This is a genomic window from Nostoc sp. (genome assembly GCF_036917615.1).
Classification (GTDB): Bacteria; Cyanobacteriota; Cyanobacteriia; order Cyanobacteriales; family Nostocaceae; genus Nostoc.
Window position 1 is genome coordinate 1 of record NZ_JBALCZ010000076.1, and the last position, 24,610, is coordinate 24,610.

The 24,610-nt window shown below is 41.6% G+C and carries 16 protein-coding genes and 4 pseudogenes; 10 read left to right on the forward strand and 10 right to left on the reverse strand.

The genetic code is table 11. The features are described from left to right. Positions 1–272: 272 nt before the first annotated feature. From V7K85_RS27275 to V7K85_RS27290, 4 genes and pseudogenes are all read right to left on the reverse strand, one after another. Positions 273–389: pseudogene (locus V7K85_RS27275) on the reverse strand (histone deacetylase); the annotation flags it as partial. Between the two features lie 89 nt (positions 390–478). Beyond that, positions 479–1,072 carry a Uma2 family endonuclease gene (locus tag V7K85_RS27280; RefSeq protein WP_334818397.1) on the reverse strand — a complete coding sequence of 198 codons (594 nt, stop codon included), beginning with the start codon at positions 1,070–1,072 and terminating at the stop codon, positions 479–481. A gap of 138 nt (positions 1,073–1,210) precedes the next feature. Beyond that, positions 1,211–5,695, reverse strand: coding sequence for a translation initiation factor IF-2 N-terminal domain-containing protein (locus V7K85_RS27285; protein WP_334818399.1), 4,485 nt, complete (start codon positions 5,693–5,695; stop codon positions 1,211–1,213). 121 nt (positions 5,696–5,816) lie between these two features. Then, complete coding sequence (locus tag V7K85_RS27290) at positions 5,817–6,734, reverse strand: histone deacetylase family protein (RefSeq protein WP_334818401.1); 918 nt, start codon at positions 6,732–6,734, stop codon at positions 5,817–5,819. A gap of 111 nt (positions 6,735–6,845) precedes the next feature. Here V7K85_RS27290 and V7K85_RS27295 point away from each other — a divergent pair, with 111 nt between their 5' ends. After that, on the forward strand, positions 6,846–7,883 hold the full coding sequence (locus tag V7K85_RS27295) for a mechanosensitive ion channel family protein (RefSeq protein ID WP_334818403.1): 1,038 nt from the start codon (positions 6,846–6,848) through the stop codon (positions 7,881–7,883). A 218-nt stretch (positions 7,884–8,101) separates the two neighbouring features. On the opposite strand, the gene V7K85_RS27300 is transcribed toward V7K85_RS27295, so the two are convergent. From V7K85_RS27300 to V7K85_RS27315, 4 genes are all read right to left on the reverse strand, one after another. Further along, positions 8,102–8,956: a metal ABC transporter permease gene (locus tag V7K85_RS27300; protein WP_334818405.1), complete on the reverse strand. Its 855-nt coding sequence runs from the start codon at positions 8,954–8,956 to the stop codon at positions 8,102–8,104. A 26-nt stretch (positions 8,957–8,982) separates the two neighbouring features. Further along, positions 8,983–9,819, reverse strand: a complete 837-nt coding sequence (locus V7K85_RS27305; RefSeq protein ID WP_334818407.1) for a metal ABC transporter ATP-binding protein — start codon at positions 9,817–9,819, stop codon at positions 8,983–8,985. A gap of 143 nt (positions 9,820–9,962) precedes the next feature. Continuing rightward, entirely contained in the window at positions 9,963–11,015 is a 1,053-nt protein-coding gene (locus V7K85_RS27310) for a metal ABC transporter substrate-binding protein (protein WP_334818409.1), read from the reverse strand. Positions 11,016–11,479: 464 nt separating this feature from the next. Next, positions 11,480–12,259, reverse strand: a complete 780-nt coding sequence (locus V7K85_RS27315) for an MBL fold metallo-hydrolase (RefSeq protein WP_334818411.1) — start codon at positions 12,257–12,259, stop codon at positions 11,480–11,482. 113 nt (positions 12,260–12,372) lie between these two features. On the opposite strand from V7K85_RS27315, the gene V7K85_RS27320 reads away from it, so the two are divergent. The 8 genes and pseudogenes from V7K85_RS27320 (at position 12,373) to V7K85_RS27355 (ending at position 21,292) form a co-directional block, all read left to right on the forward strand. Next, entirely contained in the window at positions 12,373–12,546 is a 174-nt protein-coding gene (locus V7K85_RS27320) for a VOC family protein (RefSeq protein WP_334818413.1), read from the forward strand. After that, positions 12,530–12,811 carry a VOC family protein gene (locus V7K85_RS27325; RefSeq protein WP_334818415.1) on the forward strand — a complete coding sequence of 94 codons (282 nt, stop codon included), beginning with the start codon at positions 12,530–12,532 and terminating at the stop codon, positions 12,809–12,811. Before V7K85_RS27320 ends, V7K85_RS27325 begins: the two co-directional genes overlap by 17 nt. Before the next feature lie 665 nt (positions 12,812–13,476). Further along, positions 13,477–14,370, forward strand: a complete 894-nt coding sequence (locus V7K85_RS27330; RefSeq protein ID WP_334818417.1) for an alpha/beta fold hydrolase — start codon at positions 13,477–13,479, stop codon at positions 14,368–14,370. A 309-nt stretch (positions 14,371–14,679) separates the two neighbouring features. Continuing rightward, entirely contained in the window at positions 14,680–15,750 is a 1,071-nt protein-coding gene (locus V7K85_RS27335) for a serine/threonine protein kinase (protein WP_334818419.1), read from the forward strand. A gap of 277 nt (positions 15,751–16,027) precedes the next feature. Further along, positions 16,028–17,668 (forward strand): annotated as a pseudogene (locus V7K85_RS27340) (AAA-like domain-containing protein). A 66-nt stretch (positions 17,669–17,734) separates the two neighbouring features. Then, entirely contained in the window at positions 17,735–18,361 is a 627-nt protein-coding gene (locus V7K85_RS27345) for a restriction endonuclease subunit R (RefSeq protein WP_334818421.1), read from the forward strand. Positions 18,362–18,433: 72 nt separating this feature from the next. Continuing rightward, positions 18,434–20,644 (forward strand): annotated as a pseudogene (locus V7K85_RS27350) (AAA-like domain-containing protein); the annotation flags it as partial. Between the two features lie 399 nt (positions 20,645–21,043). Continuing rightward, a complete protein-coding gene (locus V7K85_RS27355; protein ID WP_334818425.1) occupies positions 21,044–21,292 on the forward strand; it encodes a hypothetical protein in 249 nt (82 codons plus the stop codon). 126 nt (positions 21,293–21,418) lie between these two features. Here the strand turns inward: V7K85_RS27355 and V7K85_RS27360 are convergent, their stop codons facing one another. Both V7K85_RS27360 and V7K85_RS27365 read right to left on the reverse strand, forming a co-directional pair. Then, positions 21,419–23,104: a beta strand repeat-containing protein gene (locus V7K85_RS27360; protein ID WP_334818427.1), complete on the reverse strand. Its 1,686-nt coding sequence runs from the start codon at positions 23,102–23,104 to the stop codon at positions 21,419–21,421. Positions 23,105–23,521: 417 nt separating this feature from the next. Beyond that, positions 23,522–24,066 (reverse strand): annotated as a pseudogene (locus tag V7K85_RS27365) (IS1 family transposase); the annotation flags it as partial. 147 nt (positions 24,067–24,213) lie between these two features. On the opposite strand from V7K85_RS27365, the gene V7K85_RS27370 reads away from it, so the two are divergent. After that, positions 24,214–24,610: WD40 repeat domain-containing protein (locus tag V7K85_RS27370; protein WP_442940626.1), on the forward strand; the 397-nt coding region annotated here is incomplete at its 3' end.

Here is a 24,610-nt window from a genome sequence, read left to right on the forward strand (position 1 = left end):
CTTTAGTGACAGTAATCTGCTGTCGGGCTGGATTAGCTATTTACGGACTGGTTACCGTGATTTACTAATCAACGAATCGCACGTATTGCCCAAATTCAATTCTTTTGATAGTTCATAAATTATAACTTGGGCGTTATTCATCCACGGCTTGCCTTTGCTAACAAAGTTTTACAAGTCTAGTATTCCCAAATGCTGGTAAGGAACAACATCTTAAACTTCTGTTACTTGGCTGATTTTGAGTGGTATTGCCTACTAAATGACTATAGTTTGTACTATCGATAAACTTCATTAGCGGCACCATTTAGCAAGAAGTGACCCCAAATGAGGGACTTCATCTCATCAGCATAACTGCCACCAATGATGCAGCCGACTGGATAACCTCTACCTACACGGGCTAATTTGCCCAGAAGTTTGCCTCATTCTCTTGAACCAAATTTTTGAGATTATCATCGATAGGTTTAGCAGAAATCGCCAGCTATTAGTGAAGCGCCTGCTGAAAAGTCTTGATGGCATCAACATGATTCACCATACTAATGCAGCGTAACAACAAATCCAGATCGATCCCTTTGACCTCCTCACTACTGGAAACCCTTTCATAGTGAAGCGCGTTGCCCTCTAAGCGCAGGTGATAAACTTCTAACACTCCATCTTCCCAGAACCACACTTCTGGAATCAAGAGCCGTTTGTATGCCTCCAGTTTGTTAATACCGCCACTGGTAAACACCACCTCTACTGCCAAATCGGGACGCACTCGACCAGGAGCAAGTTTATAAGATTTATCTGCTTCTCGCTTCACAGCACCGGACTCACTTTCCAAAGTCATTGAGCCAGTTGGAGTAAAGTCAAACCCTGCCATCAGCAGGTAAAGTTCCAACAATGCGCCAAGCCTTTCCTTAACAGTTTCGTGTGGTTCTCCAGGCATTCTTCGGATCTCCAAAATACCATCCAGGAAAGACAGCCGATATCCTGGACGGTCTAACAACTGCTCAACGGCTTTGAATTCTCTCCAAGTCAGTCCCTCAAACAAAAGGGGTGATTCTTTTGTAGGTGTAGCGATCGCTGCTCTAGTCATAAAAGTCTCCAGTCTGTTTCCAAATGAGAAATGATCAGCTTTGGAGTTCAGTTTCTTAATTCTAACTTCTTTCTAGAATATTAAAAATTACTTTTTATTTCCTAAACGTTTAATTCACAATAAAAGCCATTTTTAGACTCAGATGAGTTGAGAAACATCCACGAAACCTTGATGCAGACTTACAATATTTGAAACTTCAGAATACATACTTCCAACTTTACCTGATTGGTGAGTAAATAAATTATGACAACCCACAATTATCAGCAGTTCTTGAGCGCGAGAGAATGCAACATTTACCCGTTCTGGTTTCTTCGCAAATCCCACATCTCCTTTACTATTGTTACGAACCATACTCACAATCACAACAGGTCTTTCCATGCCTTGAAATCTATCTACTGTACCAGTACGAATTTCTAGCGAAGGGAAAAGTTCAGATTGCAGACGTTCATCAATTTTTCTTAATTGAGCGCCATAAAATGTAATTACGGCAATTTCTTTTTTCGGTTCACCATTAGCAACTTTAGAAGCCCAAGTAGTCTCGAACTGCTGACACAAACGTTCAATCGCATCAATTTCTGGAGTATTAAAGTAAGAAGTTCCGTTTCGTTGCTCTAAAAACTGATTCTCGATAGGCGTTTTTACCCAGATAAGATGCTGAGATTCTTGGATAATTTCGCCTGCTAGATGATGTGCGCGTTTTGTGTCCGGCTCCAAAATACCAGATTCTAGTTTACCATCATAAAACTGATTGATTGCTTCCATAATAAATGGGTGCATTCGATATTGTGTAGTTAACATTTGCTTGATGCTTTGATCAGCAGATTCAAACTGACTTTTAAACAGTGATTCTTCTAAGAATTGTAGTTCGTCTCGTGTATTGCCAATTGTTTGAGCAACTTCTTCTAAAGTGCTAGTATCAAGCATGGGTGGTAATTGCCGATGATCGCCTACCATGACTAATTTTTTGCCTTTCAAAGCTGGAATTAGTAACTCTGGTGGAGTACACTTACTAACCTCGTCAATGATCACGACATCAAAGGATTTAAATTCTTCAGAAAAACCTCTACTTGCAGCTTGAACACAGGTGATACCAACGACGTTGGCATTATCTAGATAGATGCGCCTTAAATCGTCGTGATCGCCTTCAGTTGGCTGTCTTAATTTTCCGATCCAATCTTGAACAAAATTCTGATATTTTTTGAGATAATTATCTTCTTTTTGAAGTTGCTGTTGCCAAGATTCAAACTTAATATTGATGCTACGTAATAACTCTATATTAAACAAGTCAACAGCAGAGTTTTCTGGCTTAAATTTATCTGGTATTCTTTGCCATTCTGTCAACCACCAGTTTCTTTCTATTATTAAATTTTCTGATGGCTGTGGTTGTAATTTATTTTCTATTTCACGGAGGCTAATTTGTAATTTTTGAAGCTGCTGTAGAGATTTTTCCATTTCTTCTTGTAGTTTTGATAAATGCTCACCTAGAGAATTTTTAATTATCTCTAGCACAGCAAAAGGTTCTAATGATGAAATTAAAGTTTCAAGCTGACTGATGCAAGTTCCCCAGGAATTCACTTGATTTGAGAATTCTTCCGGCTGCTCCCAAATATTTGATTGTGTTGCGAGATATTGTTCAGTTAAAATGCGTAATTGAGCAGGTATATTTTGTTGATTAAGTTCTTGCAAAATATTTATAACTCGTCCAAGTTGCAAATTAGCGTCTTGCTGCGCTTTTTCTACCTCAGCTTGAGTAACAGATATTTGCTGTTGGCTGATTTCATTTTTCTGAAGTTCATTTAATTGTCGTTGCAGATGCTGAAGCTGTTGTTCCGTTTCCGTTTTGACTTTTAAAACGCATTGACGTGCATTTATAAGAATAGTATCTAGTAATTCTTGTGTAATTCTGGTGAGAGTAGAGTCAATGTTATTCCATTCCCATGATGCACCATAGGTTTTTTGCATTCTAATTAAGAAAATCTGTGTATTCCCAACCAGCAATTTTCGCTGTTTCGGGTTGAGTAGTTGATAATTACTAAACTGTTGATAGGTTTCTTGCCATTGGGTGCGATCGCTTTTAGATAGCACCATCGGAATCTGACTAAAATTTTGTTGTAAAAAATAGCTGAAATTATGCTGTTTACCCCGCCTGTCAGTGAAACCTCCATCTATTTCATAAGCGATCGCCTTTGTCAATATCTCCCATTCTGGCAGGTTAATTTGATATATTCTTGGTAATATTGGTAATTTTAGTGTGTTAGCAAACATCAACAAACCTAGCGGTAAGTCTACTAGATTATCTGTTAGTGGTAAACCTGATTGATGACAATCTTTCAAAGTTTGATAGAGATGAGAAGGTGCTGTAGATTTCCATTCTTTAACTGCTGAGATAATATAATCTATCTCCCGTTTGCGGTTTTCCCATATCTGGATTGTTTGCTGGATGTTTTGTAGTTTGGTAAGATATTGCTGATAATCTGGTTGTAGCTGATTTAAGGAGGCAAAATTTTGTTTGACAATCTGCACCGATGCTGCAACTTCTGACATGGCTTGACTTACATCTTGAGCATAAGTAAAAGCAGTTTTAAATTCAGAAATTTCTCTTGCTACAATTTCACGCAACCAAACTGCTAAACCAAAAGCACCAAGCTTTGGTAGCACAAAGCCAAGTTCATCAGTATATTTGATGGCTTTACGAACATTTGCTAAAAATTCTTCTACTAAACTGTTACCTTCTGTGTATGGCTTAAGAAGTGGTAAAAAATCTGTAACTTCTGAAGCTTCCCAGTTGATATTTGGTGCGGCATTTAGGATATTTTCTAGACCGGAAATTAGGGATTCAACTTCGTTCTGTTTTCCTACAGTTTCGCTGTAAGATTTTTCTTGATTTTTAAAATTAGCCTCTAGCTTTACCTTGTTTTTATGGAATTTAGTTTGTTGCTGATTGAATTCTTCCTCTGCTTGGAAGTAGGCTGTGAATCTTTCTGATGATGCCAGTAATTGACTGAGTATTTTTATATTTTGGAGCCGTTGAGTAAGATTATTTTCGCAGTCAGTAGCAGTATTTTCTAGCCATCTGCCAATCACTTGGTCTTCTAAAAATGGCTGTCCTTCCTCCCCGACTTTTTCGGCTCTCCCCTTGCGTACAGCCCGAATCACTGGGTTATGAACTAATCGACTCAGGGCGTTATCTACTGCTAAATTGGCTTGAGAAGCGATTAAGGTACGTCCACCGCGAAGCGCAATTTGATAGCAAATCTCGGCAATCACAGTAGTTTTACCAGTACCTGGTGGCCCTTGGATGAGAACAAGATCCTTAGCAGTAAGTACCTTTTCTACTGCTGCTTTCTGACCAGGATTAGCAGAAGATAACAACAAATCCTGTGGTTGAAGTTCGATAGTTGTTTTGATTTGTCTAGCCTGAGAAGCATCGAATAAAAAGTTACCCAAGTAGGGGTTCTGGGTGTAACCGTTATTCAAATCATCTAAAGCTTTTTTCTTGCGCTGAATCTGCTGAATATCACCAACTGCCTCGAAACACAAAAATCCGGTAGCTGGTAATTTATAACGCTCTGCGGCCATGTATTCAGCTAAATCGCGCTCTAGTCTGAGACTGATAATACAACGGTTGGGATCAACTTCTTCAACAGTCCCTAATTGACGACCGCTAATCCAATTTTTTCCGATGGGAGCAGTTTCAAAAAGCTTCAAATCTTCGTTTTTTGTGCGCCTTGCTCGTTCCCAAAAATTGTCCACGTCGAGGGAATTTTGATAAAAGCCGTCAAGGGTGGCTGAGGCTACATCAATTTCAAAACTGATCCGCCTTTTGAAGTTATAGTTATGACCTATGTAACGCACGCAAAACTGACGCGCTTTTGCGATTTTTTCCTCAATTTGCAAAAACGCTTTCCAAGCTTTAAGCTGATCTTCTGTAGGCACATGATCACCACACATTGGCGCAGCTGCGATGCGTTTCAATGTTACGGGGGGAATGTCCAGATGATGCTGATGATTAGGTAGCAAACGCAAGCGACAAGGTATAGCATAGCTATCGGCATGTCCCCGTGAGGGTTGTAATAATTGAGCCGACAGTATCTTTAAACCGCCGTGTCCATCTTTTTGTACAGCCGCTCTGAATCCTAATGTTTTTCTGAGCTTCTCAAGTCTTGCGGGTAATTGAAAATCATCGCTGTCTGTTGCTATTGTCAAATCCCAAATTTCTTCTCTTGCTTCTTTGCCCGCACCTTTGCGACGCACATAAAATAGAGAAGGCTTTTTACCGACACATTCATAGATTAACTCATTGGCGCGATTGCGCCGCTCCCTAAATTCGGGATATGATTTAAGAGCAGTTTCACCTTCAAGATGGCGGATGAAACTATCAATTGCTGAAGCTATAAACATATAGCCCCAATCTTCAAAGTTGGTTTTAATTTTCGAGGATTTTGCTGGCAAAGCAGTTAGTTTATTTGCCGCTACACGAATGCGTTCTGCCTCAGATTCGGAAATTGCACTGGTATGGCTTTTGACTGCAATTTTGAGTTGTTCACAAATTGCTAATAGCTTCTTACTATCCAAATTTAATTCTTTTGCTAGTTCATAGATTCTAAGTTTGCCGTTGTTCATCCAGTACTGCCTTTACTGCCAAAGTTTTTCTATTTAGGAAAATAAAACCACAAATGAACACAGATAATTCATCTGTGGTTCCAAATAATAAATTATGATTTTTGCAATAAGTAATGTTGCATCAAAGTTTGTATTGCTGATAAACTTCACTAGCGGCGCGATGCAGCAGGGAATGCCGCCAGACTAAAGATTTCATATCATCAGCATAACCGCCGCCAATGACGCAGGCGACAGGATAACCGCTACTCATACAGGTACTTAAAACCTGCATTTCCCGGCGAAAAATGCCAGCATCTGTTAAGGCTAATTTTCCTAAGCGATCGCCTATATGAGGATCAACACCTGCATCATAAAATACTAAGTCTGGCTTGACTTTAGATAGTAAATCTGCTAGGTAATTCGCTAAAGTTTGTAAATAAGCGTCATCCTCCATTCCTACCGGCAAAGGAACATCCAAATCGCTGTTTTGTTTAGTACCGGGGAAATTGACTTCGCAGTGCATGGAGAAAGTAAAAACGCTGTCGTCGTCTTGGAAAATAAAAGCGGTGCCGTCTCCTTGATGGACATCCAAATCCACAATTAGGATTTTTTGGACAAGTCCGAATTTTTGTAAAACGCGACAGGCGATCGCTAAATCGTTGAAAATACAAAAACCAGATCCATAACTGGGAAAGGCATGATGAGTGCCACCAGCCGTATTACAAGCTAAACCCTGACTTAGTGCCAGTTTCGCAGTGAGTATTGTACCACCTACCGCTACACAGGTGCGATTCGCTAATGCTGGACTCCAAGGCAAACCAATGCGTCGCTGTGCTTTCGGATCTAGGGTTCCTTCACAGTAAGCTTGAACGTAGCTTGGAGTGTGGACTAACTCTATCAATTCTAGCGGTGGACGTTCCGGGGTGTGAAATTGTTCTTGATTAGCTACACCATCAGCTAACAGCAATTCATAGAGTTGTCGGAACTTAGACATTGGGAAGCGATGTCCTTCAGGCAGGGGAGCAATGTAATCTGGGTGGTAAATAATTGGCAAGTCCATAATCCAGAAAATCTCAAGCAGGTAATCCGACAACTAACAAGGTAAAATTTAGCCATAATCGCAGCAACAGTGCTGTTATCCTAAATGTAAAACTCCAAATTTAAGATTGATATGATGGAATGGATTACGCCGATATGGTTTATTCTAGCTGGCTTCGTGGCTGGAATAATTGGTGAAAAAGTTATCTTCAAAAAACTGGAAACATTCGTTACTAATAAACGAATTGTTGGGAGTAAAATTATATTTCGCTCTCTGCACCGGATGACTTTTATTTGGTTTGTGATCGCCGGTTTTTTTTGGGCAATTCTGAGTGCCCCTCTCAAACCAGATATTGCCATCGTACTCCAAAAAATTCTGACGATCGCATTGCTATTTTCTGTAACCCTAGTCTTAGCCAGATTGACTGGTGGTTTTGTTAATTTATATATTCGCAGAGCCGAAGGTGTTCCCACATCACTAATTTCTAACCTTGCTAAGGCTACTGTTTTCGTTTTGGGAACATTAATTGTATTGCAAACAGTGGGTGTTCAAATTACACCGATAATCACAACTTTAGGTATTGGTGGTATAGCAGTTGGTTTAGCACTTCAAGACACACTTGCAAATTTATTTTCGGGTTTTTACTTAATTCTTTCTAAGCAAGTTAGAACCGGAGACTATGTGAAATTAGATGCTGGACATGAGGGATATGTTATAGATATTTCTTGGCGCAATACGACAATTAAAGAAATTTCAAATAATGTAGTTATTGTTCCAAATTCTAAATTGTCTTCTGCAATTTTCATAAACTATCATTTACCCGCGAAGGAAATTACTTTAACAATGGATGTGGGTGTTAGTTATGATAGCGATTTGGAAGAAGTTGAAAGGGTGACTGTAGAAGTTGCTAAAGAAGTTATGCAAGAAATTGCACCGGAATTAAAAGAAAATGAACCATATATCAGATTTCATACTTTTAATGATTTTAGGATAGATTTTACGTTATATATGCGCGTAAGCGAATACTTTGACCAGCGTATTGGTAAACATCTATTTGTCAAAAAATTGCACAAGCGCTATCAGCAAGCAGGAATTCAAATTCCTTTTCCCATCAGAGAGGTTTATGTGCCAAATAATGTAAATAAAAATTCGGCATTAAATTCAGACTAACTCTTGCTAAGTACAGCATTTCATTAATTTGTATCGAATTAAATTTGGTAATACCTTGCAATGCCAATGTATCCCGATACAATGCCAATGCATCCCGATACAATGTTAATGCATCTCGATACAATGCCAATGCATCCCGATACAATGTTAATGCGTCGTCCGTATTGTTAATGTGTCACCCTGCATTAAACAAAGCTACGCTTTTACGCAAAACTGTACTAAGGCAGGTGTTTTATAGGGAGAGGAGGCAGACGGCGTTTATATCGTCCTTGCAGGTTCTTGGTGAGTAACACGCAGGCAAATATGGCAGTTGACAGCAGCACTACACTAGCTCCAGAGGCAATATCGAGGTAGTAGCTAAGGTAGATACCTACAAACGAAATCGCCGCTCCTAAAATCCCGGAAATAATCATCAGATACCCAAAGCGATCGCTCACTAATCGGGCAATTGATGCCGGAATCACCACTGCTGAAATAATCAGAGTCACTCCTAAAACGTTCAGTGTCGCCACCAGTAAAGTCGCCAACATCAAAGCAAATAGAGTATCCATTGCAAAAACGGGTACGCCATGAACCTGAGCAACTTCCCGATCAAAACACCAAAATAGCAACGGGCGATAAAACAAGAAAACCAGACTGAGTAAGACAATCGTCACACCCGTCACCACCCACAAATCATTAGGGGAAACGCCCAACACATTGCCAAACAAAGCAGCTTCAAAGTTTTGGCTAAACTTGCGATAGCTACTAATTACAGCTACTCCTAAAGCAAAGCTAGCAGTTGTCACAATTCCAATAGCGGCATCCGAGTAGACTTTGCGTCCTGTCAAATATTGAATCAGCAGGGCAGCTGCAAAACCCCAAATCCCAGAGCCAATGTAGAAATTTAAGCCCAGTACATAACTCAGCACGGCTCCCCCCAAAATTGCATGAGATAAACCGTGGGCAATGTAACTCATTCTCCGAGTTGTAATATAAACTCCCATAATGCCGCATAATAGCCCCGCCATCATCCCTACTAAAATGGCGCGGCTAAAAAATTCGTAGCGAAAGGGAGCTAGTAAAAAATCCATATACAATATTTTATTAAGCAGACTTATTAAGCAGACTTCGACGAGTTGGAGCGGCGCAATACTTCCGGCAAGTTATCTTGCATTTGATGACGTAGGGAAGTACCGCCGCTAGCGATCAAGATTCGGTCTTGTTGGTGGAAAACTACCATTTCTCCACCAAAAGTCTGCTCAAGATTTGCGGGAGTGAAGACATCGATAGGTTGACCTTGGCAAATTAAACCGTGGTTGAAACATAACACCCAAGGTAAATGAGTCGCTACCGAGTTGAGGTCATGGGTGGAGAGGATAATTGTCAAGCCTTGTTGATTCAAATCAGCTAATAGGTGCAATAGTTCATGTTGAACGTGCAAGTCTGAACTGCTAGTGGGTTCATCTAGAAGAACTATTTCTGGTTCTCCGACTAAAGCACGCGCAATGAAAACCCTTTGCTGTTGCCCACCAGATAGATTACCGATCGGTTGATGGGCAACATGGGCAACCCCAACGCGCTCTAGGAGTTCGCTGGCAACTTGGCGATCGCGCCGCGAAGACCAAGGCAACACCTTCTGCTTTTGGTAACGCCCCATCATCACTACTTCCTGAGCCGTAACTGGAAAAGTCCAATCCACTGTTTCTACCTGCGGCACATAGCCCACCGCCTTTGGTGAGACTCCTGGCTTTAAGCGCTTTCCTCGAAACCAAATTTCTCCAGCCAAAGGCTGAACTAGCCCTAAAATCGCTCTGATTAAAGTGCTTTTACCACTCCCAGAAGGCCCTACCAAGCCAGTAAGTTGACCTGGGTAAAGCGTTAAATTAACATCCTTAAACACTGGCTGGGTTTGATAACCACAGGTTAAACTTCTAACTTCAAGTATTGGTTGCATATACAGCAGATTTTAAGTTGGGTGTTGTACATAACGATTCGTCTCAAAGCCAGGTAGAAAGCGTGTTCTACTTCTGAATTCTGTAGGTTGCTTCCCGTAGGGTATTCTGACTTCTGAAGTCTGCTGTACTTGTTTTCTTAATCTTACTTAGTTGCTGTTGGCCCAACAACATTTCCAGTGTTCAAGTTCTTCACTAAATCAGGATTTCCTCCCAAATTAGAGGCGATAATCCGCATATTGTTAGCCATCATGCCAATATAAGTATGCTCAGGATTAGTGTTTTCAATTGCATTGGCTGAACCCTTGCCTGGTAACTCATCATCAGCAGTGTTGGCTGTTTTTACCTTTGCTTCGCGGGCAATTTGTTCTTCTACCTTGCTGGGGTAAACCTCAGAACCAAAAATTGCTGGGACGCCTGTTTTCCGAATTTGGTCAATTAGCTTTGCTACATCTTGAGCGGATGGTTCTTTGAAATCTGAAGGTTGAATCGCACCAATTACCTGAAAACCATACTCTCTGGCCCAATACGCCCAAGAATCATGGTAGGTCAAAAGTTTACGATTTTTAGCGGGAATACTGGCGACGATTTCCCGTGTTGCTTTGTCTAGGGCATCCAGACGTTGTAAATAATTTTTGAGATTAGTAGCGTAGTAGTCTTTGCCAGCAGGATCTAAGGTGGTTAACTGTTGGGCAGCTAGTTTGGCGTAATTCTCAGCATACTTGGGATTTACCCACAAATGAGGATTGGGATCACCCTTTTCTTTAGGAAAGCTGAAGTCAAAAAGCCATTGCTCTTTGGTAATGGTATTACTACCTAGTTCATAGATTTTAGTTTCTTTGGGTTTTGAGGCTTTAGCTAGTTTTTCTGTCGGGGATTCCAAATGCAATCCATTGGCGATGATCAGATTAGCTTTGGATAGCAAATCAGAATCGCTGGGACGAGGTTCAAAGGTATGGGAGTCGGTTCCTTCTGGAATAATCCCCTTAACTTCTAAGCGATCGCCTGCAATGTTACTTACAATATTGGTTAAAGGAGCGACTGTCGTTACAATTAAAGGCTTATTTTGGGTCTTTTGTCCTACTTGAACTGGAGTGGTTGTGACTTCAGGGTTAGAAGACACCGTTTTATCTGGAGACGGACTGCAAGCTACTACCATGAAGCTAAGTACAAATAGCAATCCGGGGAGGGTCTTCATTACACTCAAGCCTTCTAAATTAAAGGATCAACGTTTAATTAGACCTTTTCTGGATATCAAGATCAATGCCCCCTCAGGGTATTTTCGGTTGATTTTTAGATTTTTTTACCTAACATCGTACTTAAGTAGGACTTACGCACTGTACAAATGAATCATCTTGTGTATTAACGTAAATAGGTTGTTTCAGGCTTTTACAAAGCATCCTCCGCAAGGCGGAATTAAAAATTAAAAATTAAAAATTAAAAATGAATACAGCATAAGGGTTTCGTTGATTTGGAATAGTTGGCTTATTTCCGCCGTGTTGTACTAGCCGTATATAGTTCTCGTGAACTCCACGAGTAATCATCGGAACGCCAACCTCTTTGAGAGATTGGCGACGGCTGGGCATTTATTTGATTAACTTTCCCTAATGTAGATAATCCACTAAACATTGGTCGGATGTCGGCATCCAGTATCTGCTCTTATTAGATTGCTAATGCTCGCTTTTCTAAGCTTAGTTCAAAGCGATCGCCTGGTTTCGGCTCAAGCACCCGCGTCGAAAGACTGTTCTTTTCTAATAGCGAACGAAATTCCTCAGCATTTCCTTTAGTCTGAATCAATTTCATCAGCAATCCCTCAAACGCCACATCCCCACCAGCCGCAGTAGATAATATTACTTGAGGTTGTAACGATTTTACTACTTCCAAAGCACTATTTTTACCTTTAATAATCGCCCCAAGCAAAGGTAGGGTCATGTCAATAAATGGTGTAATCACTACATCGATAGGTGCAGCTTGCTGAAGTTGTGGAGAATGATACCCATGAGGCTCGTAGTATACGGTTAAACCACTTTTTAACTCTTTGAGAAGATAACTATTTTCCACTAAAGTGGGGCCAATTGGAGAGCCTGGAAAAGCTTTGATTTCAACTTGATTATTTAAAGTGAAAGTCTCACCATGAGCCAATACTGTCACTTGGGTGTAACCTAATTGCTGTACTACTTTAGCTGCATTGGGAGAAGCTACAACCTTGATGCTGCGATCGAGTAATTTAAGCGTTGGTGGATGAGTATGGTCTTCTAAACCTTGAGACAGCAGGATCAGATCAATCTTATCTGGGATTGGGCGATTTTGCGATCGCGAACCTTTAAACAGCCAATCCAAATTGCTAAAAATTAACGAACCAACCAGCCAAGGGTCAATTAGTATTCGTTTACCGCCAATTTCCAGCAGCCAAGAGTTGCTGTCTAACCAAGTTAAAAACATAAGTTTTGTGAAGATAACGCCTACCTTCATTATCAATCGTGTCAGCTTTCTTAGTAAGCCCTGAGGCCAATACTTACATTCGTCCGCTTAAGTCTACACACGGAGTTTTTTCGATGTCTGATCTTGGTTTTACCCACATAGCACTTGCAGTCACTGATGTTGATGCAAGTATCTCATTTTATGCAAAGTATGCCCAGATGACAGTCGTGCATCGTCGCACTGATCAAACAACTCAAGTAGATGTTGCTTGGATTAGTGACCTGACCTTTTGTGATTGTCCTAATTAAAGAAGCTAAAGTACAAGGCGCACTGTTACCACAATCCCATCTAGGGGTAGCTTATCAGAATCGTGAAGAAGTTACTCGCCTGTGCAATGAAGCACGCGCAGAGGGGTTATTGCTGGCTGGGCCAAATGACTGGGGCCCGACCGTTGGTTACTGGGCTTATCTTCAAGACCCAGATGGTCATACCCTGGAAATTTCCTATGGTCAAGTAGTGAATTTTACACTTGAGCAAGCTAGAGACGCAACTAATCGCATCTCTACAACTTAATTAAATCGTATTACTTATTACTAGGAGTACGTCCACTTCATCGTTACTACTACATAAAGACGAAAATAATACTTTGGTTGCAATGGCGACCTGCTTTGACTACTAAAACACTGCTCAAGTTGAGATGCATGAGCAATGTTGCGCCTCTAGCGTGTATTGCATTTAAATGAGAACCTGCATCTTTAACTAAAATTTATATTAAATCCGCAAAAAGGCATATTATTTTCTCAAAACTTCATATTGAGTAAGCAAAAAGCCATATTGTTTACTCAATATGCTTGATTGCTTACTCAATATGCTTGATTACTTTCTCATTTCGGTAGATTCAGCAAGCAAAAAGGCTTATTGCTTACTCAATATGCTTGATTGTTTTCTCATTTCGGTAGATTCAGCAAGCAAAAAGGCTTATTGCTTACTCCTTTCGGTATATCGCGCACTCATTTTGGTGTCTTAGGCAAACAATTAACCGATGGCTTTCTCAATTCGCTTGTTTGCTTGTTTCTTTGAGTAATTCCCACATTCATTTTGGTGTATTATTAAGCCGAAAGCTGGCGATCGCCAGCTTTTACTGATTTACCTGAGTACGGTTTTCTGTAGTTACAGTTTGCCATTGAATAGTCAGAGAACATTACTATGATTTAAGAAACCCTTTATGAATCTTATTAATGACTGTAACTACACAACAGCTTCCAACCCAAGACGCTTTTGAAAAATTCTTTTGGACTTGGCAGGATTACAAAATTCAGTATACTGTCATGGGTACAGGACGCCCTTTGGTACTGGTTCACGGCTTTGGCGCTTCCATTGGACACTGGCGCAAAAATATCCCAGTTTTAGCTGATGCTGGCTACCAGGTATTTGCCATAGACCTTTTAGGTTTTGGCGGTTCTGATAAAGCGCCCATTGATTACAGTGTGGAAGTTTGGGTGGAACTGCTGAAAGATTTCTGCACAGCACATATACACGAACCTGCTGTATTTATTGGCAACTCCATCGGCGCACTTTTGAGCTTAATAGTACTGGTAGAACATCCAGAAATTGCTGCTGGTGGTATTTTAATTAACTCTGCGGGTGGATTGAGTCATCGTCCCCACGAATTGAACCCGCCACTACGGATGGTGATGGCAGCTTTTAACAGGTTTGTGCGATCGCCAATTACAGGTAAATTTGTCTATAACCGCATCCGCCAAAAAGCCCAAATTCGCCGTACCCTCTACCAAGTTTACCGAAACCGGGAAGCCGTCACCGATGAATTAGTCGATTTACTTTATACTCCCTCTTGCGACCCAGGAGCGCAACAAGTTTTCGCCTCCATTCTCACAGCCCCTCCTGGCCCAAGTCCAGAGGAACTATTGCCCAAAGTAGAACGTCCTTTATTATTGATTTGGGGTGCTGACGATCCCTGGACACCAATTACCGGGGCCAAGATTTACGAACAGGCGCGTGAGAATGGCAAAGAAATCAAAATTGTTCCCATTGCCAATGCCGGTCATTGCCCCCATGATGAAGTTCCAGATATAGTCAATGCCCAGATTGTCGATTGGCTAGCGCAAAGTTAATAATTATCCCGCCTAGACCATAGACGAGGGCAAACTGCCGATTCAGGACACTTGCGTATAACATTGAGCAAAGTGTCCGTCACCAAGAATAATTTTGTGCCTATGCAGCTTGGTTCAAATAGTAGTCTATCAAGAAATAATTGATCGGTAGAGATTGTTCGTAGTTTGCCCTTTAGCGAAGACAGCGCAAACTACAAACCTATTAAATTAACCTTGACAGAGTAGTAAGAAATACGACTAACAATCTGGGTGAGTCACTTTTACTTTTTTATTGCACCTTGACAAAATCAAACTCATGTGGTGAATGTAATGGAGCTTGATGTGCGTAATCGACATAAAGGGGCAATTCCCTTAAATCACCATCCAGATTTTTCAGAACTTGGCTATCAAGTCATCAGAGAACTTGGACGCAACAGAGAAGGGGGACGTATTACTTACCTAGCTAATATCCTCAACTCCAATCAACAGGTAGTAATTAAAGAGTTCTCTTTTGCTAGTGCGAGTGCTGACTGGTCGGGTATGAAAGCGTATGAGCGCGAAATTGAGATTTTGAAACAACTGAATCATTCCCGCATCCCTCGCTATATAGATTCTTTTGAAATGCTGGGTTTTTTTTATCTGGTACAGGAGTACAAAAAAGCCCCATCCTTAAGCTCAAAACGCAGCTTTCATCCTAAAGAAATCAAACAAATTGCTCTGTCAATATTAGAAATTTTGGTTTATTTGCAAAAGCAAGTTCCCTCAATTATTCATCGGGATATCAAACCAGAGAATATTTTGGTTGATGAGCAATTAAATACTTACTTGGTTGATTTTGGTTTAGCTCAAAGCAAGAGTGCGAAAATAGCTCTCAGCAGCTTTGTAGTAGGAACCCCAGGTTTCATGCCGCCTGAGGAACAATTTGGTCATTCCCTAACCGAGGCGTCAGACTTGTATAGTTTAGGAGCAACATTGATTTGCTTACTTACTGATACTCCATCTGTTGATATCGGTAAGCTTGTTGATGAGAAATATCGCTTTGATTTCCACAAATTCGTTTCCCCAATCAATCCGTGTTTTGAGTCCTGGTTGATCAAAATGGTAGAACGCAAACGGAAACATCGTTATGCGAATGCGGCTGTTGCTTTAGAAGCACTTAAGCCAATTGAGGTTCTTGTTACTACCACTGGAATAGATACTTTTGTCAGGACAATAATACCTTGCAAACGAGCTACTGTGCTGGGACTAGCCACTGTTGTTATACTGGCTGCGGTGGGGGTGGGGGCAACTTTGATGAGTTACCAGCCAGGTGGTGCAGTCAGGCAATTGCTGGAAGCTAGGAAATGTCAAAGCTTTAACTTAAACGCAAGTTGTCAAGAAAAAACCGGACATGAAGATTAGTTAGGTCGCTTCCGGCTAGGAATTATAGCGGTTTTCAATGAAATAGACTACACGCCAAGGGGCACAATATATTGTGCCCCTATAATGATTTGTACTTTACACAGATGAAAATCGGTGTAATCTCCACGAGTATCAAAGACTCATTAATGGAGTTCAAAGGTGGATTCATCCACCCCAAAGACTGATTAACAGTAATCCACTATCAGTAATTGTCTAGTTATCTGCTGTAGTAAACTACATCTAAGCCAGAAGCCTGCATTCAATAGTTGATAGCGCTGTGAAAAAAATCCTGATTGTGTCAGCTAATCCCACAACGACAGATAAACTCCGCTTGGACGAGGAAGTAAGGGAAATTCAGGAAGGGTTGCAACGTTCTCGCAGCCGATAGAAGTTTGAACTTATTACTAAATGGGCAGTGCGTCCTGACGATTTGCGGCGGGCGCTTTTAGATCACGATCCTGATATTATCCATTTTTCTGGACATGGTGGAGGAAATCAAGGTTTAGCCTTGGAAAATAATACAGGGCAAATGCAGCTGGTGAGTACAGAGTCACTGGCAAGGCTGTTTAAGTTATTTAAGGACAAGGTTGAGTGTATTTTATTAAATGGTTGCTATAGCGAGGTGCAAGCTGAGGCAATTTATCAACACATTAACTGCGTAGTTGGGATGAATCGGGCAATTGGCGATCGCGCCGCAATTAAATTCGCGGTAGGCTTTTATGATGCACTGGGCGCTGATAGGTCATATGAGGATGCTTACGAGTTTGGCTGTAGCGCTATAGATTTAGAAAGTATTCCATAGTCTTCCACCCCAGTGCTGAAAAGTCGGAACAATCCCAAAGGTGCTATTTCTGCTAGCGAAGCTATTCCAGATAACCAGAGAAAACCAGCAGTCTCCTTAGAAAATCCAGAAGGACAGGTATCTCTAAACTCTGCTTTCTATGTCGAGCGATCGCTTATTGAGGTAGACTGTTATGAAGCGATTCTTCAACCAGGGGCCTTAATTCGGATCAAAGCTCCCCGGCAGATGGGCAAAACTTCGCTCATGTCGCGGGTTCTCCATCATGCTAGTCAAAATGGCTATCAGACTGCACCCGTGAATTTCCAGTCAGCCGATGCAGAATCTTTTAGTAATTTAGATCAGTTTTTGCAGTGGTTCTGCGCCAGCATTACTTACGAATTGAATCTACCCGATAAATTAGACGAGTATTGGAAGGGTGTTTTAGGTAGCAAGAATAAATCTACAAATTACTTTCAACGGTATTTATTACCCGCGATTAATAAGCCCATCGCTTTGGGTTTGGATGAAGTCGATGAAGTCTTCAAGCATCCGATAATTGCTGCTGATTTTTTTGGATTGCTACGAGCTTGGCATGAGCGGTCAAAGAATGAGACAGTTTGGAAAAATCTCCGTTTGGTGATTGTGCATTCTAAGGAAGTTTATATCCCACTCAATATAAATCAGTCGCCTTTTAATGTGGGTTTACCCATTGAGTTGCCAGACTTAAATCAAATACAAGTACAAAACTTGGTAGAGCGTTACAGACTCAATTGGTCTAACTCACAAATTGAAGAATTAATCACACTGGTGGGTGGTCATCCTTATTTAGTGCGGGTAGCGCTTTATGAAATTGCCCGTGGTCGGATGACGCTGGAAAATCTGCAAAAAATAGCTGCAACTGAGGAAGGGCCTTACAGTGACCATTTACGCCGCCATTGGCTGAATTTGCAAGAGGATGCAGAATTACTGGCTGCGGTTAAACAAGTGATGATGGCAAATCGCCCCGTGGATGTAGGCACAACTGAAGCGTTTAAACTCCGCAGTATGGGGTTAGTTAAGTTTCAAGGCAATGAAGTGATACCTCTGTGTGAATTGTATCGTCAATATTTTTGCGATCGCTTGAGGATTAAAAATTAAAAAAGTACATTAGGAGTGCAATAGGACTTTCATCTCCAATTACCATTTAACAAAAAGGTTCAACAAATGGTTCAACTTATTCAAGGAAAAGATATCACCCTAGCCCAACTTATTGATGAATTTGGGCTACAAGGTGTAGACAACGAACAGTTTTTCTCAGAGTGGCAGCATGATTTACCTGAGTTGAGTGACTTAGAAAAGCAATCTCTCAACGAAGTCAAGACAGAATATTTGCATCTATCGAAATATCCTATTTTGGAACCTGTAGTCAAAATGGTGGTGCTATCTCCACTATTGCGTCTAGGAGGTTTTTATCAACCGCCTTTTTACATTGCTTCAGAACAAGAGGTCAGAATTTCTTCTGAAGACGAAGGCACAATTGTTAGAGGACGTATTGATATCTTAGTTTTTAAACCGCCATTCTGGGTTCTGGTTGTAGAAGCAAAACGAGCAGATTACTCCTTAGTGCCAGCAATTCCACAAGCATTGGCTTATATGCTAGCGGATGTAAGTTCCGAAAAACCTGTTTTTGGATTTATCTGCAATGGTAATGAATTTAGATTTATTAAACTGATGAAAGCTGAAACCTCACAATACGCCCTATCTGATTTGTTTGCTTTAGATAGTCGGGATGATATACATACTGTTGTTAAAGTCTTAAAACGGCTAGCTAATTTAATTCGTAATTCGTAATTATTGCGTACCCCAATAGAAAATGTCCTTCCTTTATTCCCTACTTTCCGCTCTCGATTTTTAAGATAGCCCATGACCCAGTACCAGTATCAAGTCGGTGGTAGTCTTCCTCAAAATGCACCAACTTATGTTAAACGGCAAGCTGACGATGACCTCTATGAAGGCTTGAAGGCTGGGGATTTTTGTTATGTACTCAATTCCCGGCAGATGGGGAAATCTAGCTTGCGGGTGCAGGTGATGCAGCAGTTGCAAACTGAGGGATTTGCTTGTGCTGTTGTTGATATTACAGCTATTGGGACGGCAGATATTAGCCCAGAACAGTGGTATGCCGGGGTGATTGATACTCTGGTGGGAAGTTTTAATATTTATCCAACTTTTGACTTAGATACTTGGTGGACTGATAACGGTTTGCTTTCACCAGTGCAGCACTTGAGCAAGTTTATTGAAACAATATTACTTCAAACAATTACTGAAAAGATTGTTATTTTTATTGATGAAATTGACAGCGTTCTGAGTCTTTCATTCAACTTGGATGACTTTTTTGCAGTTATCCGTGATTGCTATAACCGACGAGCAGACCATCCTGAATATAATCGCCTTACTTTTGCTTTGATTGGAGTATCTACGCCTTCAGATTTGATTCAAGACAAACGCCGGACACCTTTTAATATTGGACAGGCAATTGATTTAACTGGGTTTCAACTCACGGAGGCGGAACCATTGGCGCGGGGATTGGCACAAGTGGGTGATTCTCAAGAGTTGATGCAGGTGGTGCTGGACTGGACGGGAGGACAGCCGTTTTTGACGCAAAAAGTTTGTAAGTTACTGGTGCAGGGGGCACTGGAGACTAGGAACACTTCGACAAGCTCCCTTCGACAAGCTCAGGGCGGCGCAGTGCATCGCTGGGGACTAGGGGCTGGGGACTGGGTGGAAGAGTTGGTACGCGAGGGGATTATTGAGAATTGGGAGACGCAAGATGAGCAGGAGCATTTGAAAACGATTCGTTACAGAATCTTGCGGAGTGGGGAACAGCGGACTGGGCGATTGTTGGGGTTGTATCAGCAGATTTTGCAGCAGAGAGAGATAGTAGCTGATGATAGTCCTGAACAAACTGAACTACGGTTGACGGGTTTGGTGGTGAAGCGAGAGGGGAAGCTGCGAATTTATAACCGGATTTATACAGAGGTGTTTAAGCAGGAATGGTGCGACAAGATTTTAGCAAACTTGCGCCCCTACTCTGATACATTTAATGCTTGGGTTGAGTCGCAACGTCAAGATGAGTCGCGCTTGTTGCGGGGACAGACTTTGCAAGATGCCCAAGAATGGGCAGTCAGTAAAAGTTTGAGTGACTTGGACTATCGGTTTTTAGCTGCTAGCCAAGAGTTGGAAAAGCGCGATGTGCAGAAAAGGCTGGAGGCAGAGGAACAGACAAAGCAAGTTTTAGCAAAAGCAAACAGCAAAGCTAATCAACGAATTCGCATTGGTTCTCTGGTGCTGGGTTTTGCTCTGGTGGGGGCAATTGCTTCGGGAATATTTGCACAACAGAGTACTCAGCAAGCTAATGATGCCAAAACAGATTTAAAAACAGCTAAGACAGAAGCCGAAGCCCAACGTCAAAAAAACGAGCAGATATCGCAGCTGGCAAACGATGCAGAAGTCAGACAGAAAGCAGCAGAAGCCAAAGAGAAACAAGCAAAAGCTAACTTGGTAAAAGCTAATCAGCAGTTTCAAGCTGCAACAAAGAAGGTGAAGTCTGCTGAGGAAGATGCGAAGAAAGCAACGATAGAAAAACAACAGGCACAACAACAAGCAAGAAAAGCTCAAAGTAACCTGAAAGTAACAGAAATTGCTCAGAAAAAGGCACAGCAACAACAACAGCTAGCAAAACGAGATTTGAAAACAGCGCAGATTGCCAAGAAAGAGGCAGAGGCAGACCGTCAACTTGCCCTAGACACTACGCGACTGGAACGGTCAGGAGTAGCGAATATTAACCGCTTTCAGTTTAATCAACTGGGAGCTTTGCTGGCAGCCATGCGCGATGGCAAGGAGTTAAAAGGTTTAATAGACAAGCATAGTCAGGGAAAACTAGAAGCTTATCCTGCGGCTAGTCCAGTTTTAGCTTTACAGACAATTTTGGATAAAGTGCAGGGATTTACTGTAATGGCCGGGCATGAAAGTTTTGTCACAAGTGCCAGTTTTAGCCCGGATGGGCAGCGCATCCTCACCGCCTCCGCTGACGGTACAGCGCGGCTGTGGGACTTACAGGGCAAGGAAATTGCCAAGTTAAGTAGGTAGGCAGAATAAAAACCAACTATGTAAACTTATATAAAGATCATATAATGTTAGATACATTTTGCCTGGAGTTTAGACTAAAGTGGAGTTATTTTTACGACTTAATATTTTGCAGAATTAATATTAGTAATTATTTGTAGGCTATTAATTTCATTCACGGGTATTGGACTTAAACTTATTATCGAGTCACTACTCAAGGAGAAAATAAGGGTTTCAGCTTCTAAAAATGCTTGTCTTATTCATGTAATATCTCTTAACCCGGTTTTCTGCGCGAATGCTACTCATACCCCAAAATTCGCCATAGATAAAGAAACTGGCAACTCGGTAGAAGTTTCTACCAATCTACAAATATTCGTAAGTGCCAACAAGTCGAGCTATCCCAGGGCGTACATGATGCCAGGAATCTCTACAGACGACATCTACTTGATAGGCAAGGTAGTCGCCAAATCAGCGACGGGCGACAACTGGATACCTTCGAGCTTGCCGGAAGGTATGAGCTTAGAGACTCAAGCGATCGCAACTTTCGATGGAACTAAGGGTAACTTTAGATTTGTTCCAGTTGGCCAATCGCGCTTAGATGGTATTCGCGCAATGGGCGAAAGAGTGGCTGGTTATCTTAGAGTGAGTGTTAGAAATTAACGAAACGCAGTGACATCGGCTACAAATAAAAATGTCTTAACTGCTTACTGTGGAATGAAAGTAAATCGGCATGGACGCGCCAAAGTTCTAACTCAACAAGAGATACAGTTAATTTTCAGTGAGGGGTTAGAAAATAACCGCATCACCAGCAGCAGTAGTAAAAGTAGTAGCACCTATCCAGTTATGTCCCTTGTTGATGAACTTACCTGCCACATCATCATGCTTGATAACCTTAGTTGAATCCTCAAGTGGTATGTCAAAGTTACAAGCGATGGTGCTGTAGTCTACTGTGGTAGTGCCATAGGTAGAATTGTTATAAATGCCTCCACCATCACCAGACTCGTAACTACCAGAACTCAGTTCAATGCCGAAAGCTTTATTGTGTTTAATAGTGCTGTTGCCTACTGTTAGAGTACCTTCATTGTAGATGCCACCACCAAAGTGTGCCTGATTGCCACTAATGGTGCTATCACTGACGGTTAAAACACCTATGTTATTATAAATACTACCTATCTTATTATAAATGCCACCCCCTCCTGTGACTGCCGTATTACCACTAATACTGCTATGGTTTATGTTGACAAAGAAATCATCATTCAAGATGACACCACCTCCACCGTAAATACCATAAAACGCACTGTATGTATTGTTAGCAGTGTTATCAGTTATGCTACTGTGGTTTACTGTGAGGCTGCCAAAACTGGAAATGCCGCCGCCGCCACTAGCAGTGTTGCCGTTGATGGTACTGTAGTTCACTATGAGGTTACCAACACTAGCAATGCCGCCGCCGCCGCCGAAAACTGTGTTGTCACTGATGCTACTGTAGTTCACCGTGATGCTACTGTACTTCACTGGGACGTTGCCAATAATGTCAAAGCTGTAGAAAATACTTTCGATGCCGCCGCCCTGGCGAGATTTGTTGTCACTGATGGTACTGTAGTTCACTATGAGGTTACCAACACTAGCAATGCCGCCGCCGCCTTCACTAGCAGTGTTGCCGTTGATGATGATGTTACTTACCGTGAGACTGCTATTGCCAGTGTTGTAAATACCGCCACCTTCAGATGTTGAGTTATTATTGCTAATATCACCCCCTTTTAGTGTGAGGGTGCCAGTGTTGTAGATGCCACCACCTGATGAACCATGATCACGGTATCTATCACCTCCTGCCAAGTTGTCGGTGATACTACTGTAGTTCACTGTGAGAATGCCAGAGTTGTAAATGCCGCCGCCCTCACCTTCACTATCCTCACCATTGTAGCTTTTATTACCAGCAATAGTACTGTTGTTGATTGTGAGGGTGCCAGAGTTGTAGATGCCAGCGCCGTCGCCGGCGGGTGATGTATTCCCAATGATGAAACGGTTATCAAAATTGGAAATGATTCCCGTACTGTATACATATACACCATTTGCTGTGTTACCAGTGATGATAGTGTTGCTTAAGGTGAGAACACCTTTATTTAAAATACCACCCCCTCCTGTTGCGCCATTGGCGCTACTTGTTCCGCTATTGTATGTGTTGGTAATAGTCAGCCCGTTAATCGTAGCTGTCGCACCACTAGCAATATCAAAAACACGAGATGCACTATCATCACTAATAGTTAGTAAGTTCGGATTTGTGCCTTGAATGGTAATGTCATCTGTGATACTCAGACTACTACCAGTCAAACTGATGGTATGAGCTAGCCCATCATTAAACAGTCCACCAAAATTGATGATGTCTTTTCCTGTCAGGGCATTAGCATCTAGAACTGCCTGCCGCAGTGAACCTGCACCACTGTTATTGGTATTAGCGACGGTAAATGTAGCCATTAATATTGCTCCGATTTTTTATTCAGGTGTATAAAAATTGCGCTCAAAGTTAGTCTTGATACTACTACGACTGGCGAACATTTTTTATACTCCATCAGGAGTATTGACAAATCAGTGGTTTATGGAATTGCTATCGCTTGCAGAATAGTTTGGTTGAACTTGCCGCAGACTTGGCAATATTGTCACCTGATGGCGGAGATGTTGGGAAATATGGGTTTGACGACATCGGGGTAAAACTGGCTCACAATCTAGATTAGCTGCGTACTACACAGGCTTGCTATGGTCTCCTAAACTCCATTTGGGCGAAGTGGTCTTGCAGTAGTTTGTGGATAAATCGGTAAGTTCAACAACTAACTCGGTATTATGACAATTTGTTAGACGATAAACCATTTCGGCGTTGCATAAATGCGGGATGAATCAATCAAACACGGGTATTTCTCTATACTTTAAATAATGAAGTAGCAAGCGAATTGAGTATTTAAGCATATCTACTGACTTGGAATAGCATAATGTTTTGCGATGTAAACGTGCTAAGTAATGACGTAAACGGGTATTTTCTCCTTCCACTCTGGTCATATAAGTTTTGCTGACAATATGGTCTCCTGGTTCAATAAAACTGGGGTAAACTTTCCATCCGTCTGTAACGTAAAAATAGCACTGCCAGCAGCAAACAATGTCCCACAAAGGTTTAAATGTTTCAGCACTATGGTCTCCTAAGACCCAAGCTAAAATCCCTTGACTGAAGTGATTTACTGCTGTCCACAACCAAATTTTGTTTTTTTTGACCCAACAAAAGTTTCTAATTCATCCATCTCTCCTACTTCTGGTATTTCGTCAATTGGTGGTGCGTCTGGCAATTTTTCACCAATAAGTTTTAGCCAATAAATTACAGTTGTGTGGTGAACACCTTTGGATCGCTCAATAGCTCGGAATCCCTCACCATTAACGTATGCTTTTAAGCACAATACCCGTGAATGAAATTAATAGCCTACAAATAATTACTAATATTAATTCTACAAAATATTAAGTCGTAAAAATAACTCCACTTTAGTCTAAACTCCAGGCAAAATGTATCTAACATTATATGATCTTTATATAAGTTTACATAGTTGGTTTTTATTCTGCCTACCTACTTACAAGGGCATGAAGGTTATGTCACAAGTGCCAGTTTTAGCCCGGATAGGCAGCGCATCCTCACCGCCTCCGCTGACGGTACAGCGCGGCTGTGGGACTTACAGGGCAAGGAAATTGCCAAGTTACAGGGGCATGAAGATAGTGTCACAAGTGCCAGTTTTAGCCCGGATGGGCAGCGCATCCTCACCACCTCATCTGACAATACAGTGCGGCTGTGGGACTTACAGGGCAAGGAAATTGCCAAGTTTCAGTTACAGGGGCATGAAAGTTATGTCACAAGTGCCAGTTTTAGCCCGGATGGGCAGCGCATCCTCACCGCCTCATCTGACAAGACAGCGCGGCTGTGGGACTTACAGGGCAAGGAAATTGCCA

Bases quoted from the DNA above. Each gene is read 5' to 3' on its own strand.
- V7K85_RS27335 (WP_334818419.1), top strand. From the start codon at position 14,680: ATGGAGCTTGATGTGCGTAATCGACATAAAGGGGCAATTCCCTTAAAT.
- V7K85_RS27300 (WP_334818405.1), bottom strand. From the start codon at position 8,956: ATGGATTTTTTACTAGCTCCCTTTCGCTACGAATTTTTTAGCCGCGCC.
- V7K85_RS27360 (WP_334818427.1), bottom strand. From the start codon at position 23,104: ATGGCTACATTTACCGTCGCTAATACCAATAACAGTGGTGCAGGTTCA.
- V7K85_RS27345 (WP_334818421.1), top strand. From the start codon at position 17,735: ATGGTTCAACTTATTCAAGGAAAAGATATCACCCTAGCCCAACTTATT.
- V7K85_RS27280 (WP_334818397.1), bottom strand. From the start codon at position 1,072: ATGACTAGAGCAGCGATCGCTACACCTACAAAAGAATCACCCCTTTTG.
- V7K85_RS27320 (WP_334818413.1), top strand. From the start codon at position 12,373: ATGTCTGATCTTGGTTTTACCCACATAGCACTTGCAGTCACTGATGTT.
- V7K85_RS27355 (WP_334818425.1), top strand. From the start codon at position 21,044: ATGATGCCAGGAATCTCTACAGACGACATCTACTTGATAGGCAAGGTA.
- V7K85_RS27295 (WP_334818403.1), top strand. From the start codon at position 6,846: ATGATGGAATGGATTACGCCGATATGGTTTATTCTAGCTGGCTTCGTG.
- V7K85_RS27285 (WP_334818399.1), bottom strand. From the start codon at position 5,695: ATGAACAACGGCAAACTTAGAATCTATGAACTAGCAAAAGAATTAAAT.
- V7K85_RS27290 (WP_334818401.1), bottom strand. From the start codon at position 6,734: ATGGACTTGCCAATTATTTACCACCCAGATTACATTGCTCCCCTGCCT.
- V7K85_RS27305 (WP_334818407.1), bottom strand. From the start codon at position 9,819: ATGCAACCAATACTTGAAGTTAGAAGTTTAACCTGTGGTTATCAAACC.
- V7K85_RS27330 (WP_334818417.1), top strand. From the start codon at position 13,477: ATGACTGTAACTACACAACAGCTTCCAACCCAAGACGCTTTTGAAAAA.
- V7K85_RS27315 (WP_334818411.1), bottom strand. From the start codon at position 12,259: ATGTTTTTAACTTGGTTAGACAGCAACTCTTGGCTGCTGGAAATTGGC.
- V7K85_RS27310 (WP_334818409.1), bottom strand. From the start codon at position 11,015: ATGAAGACCCTCCCCGGATTGCTATTTGTACTTAGCTTCATGGTAGTA.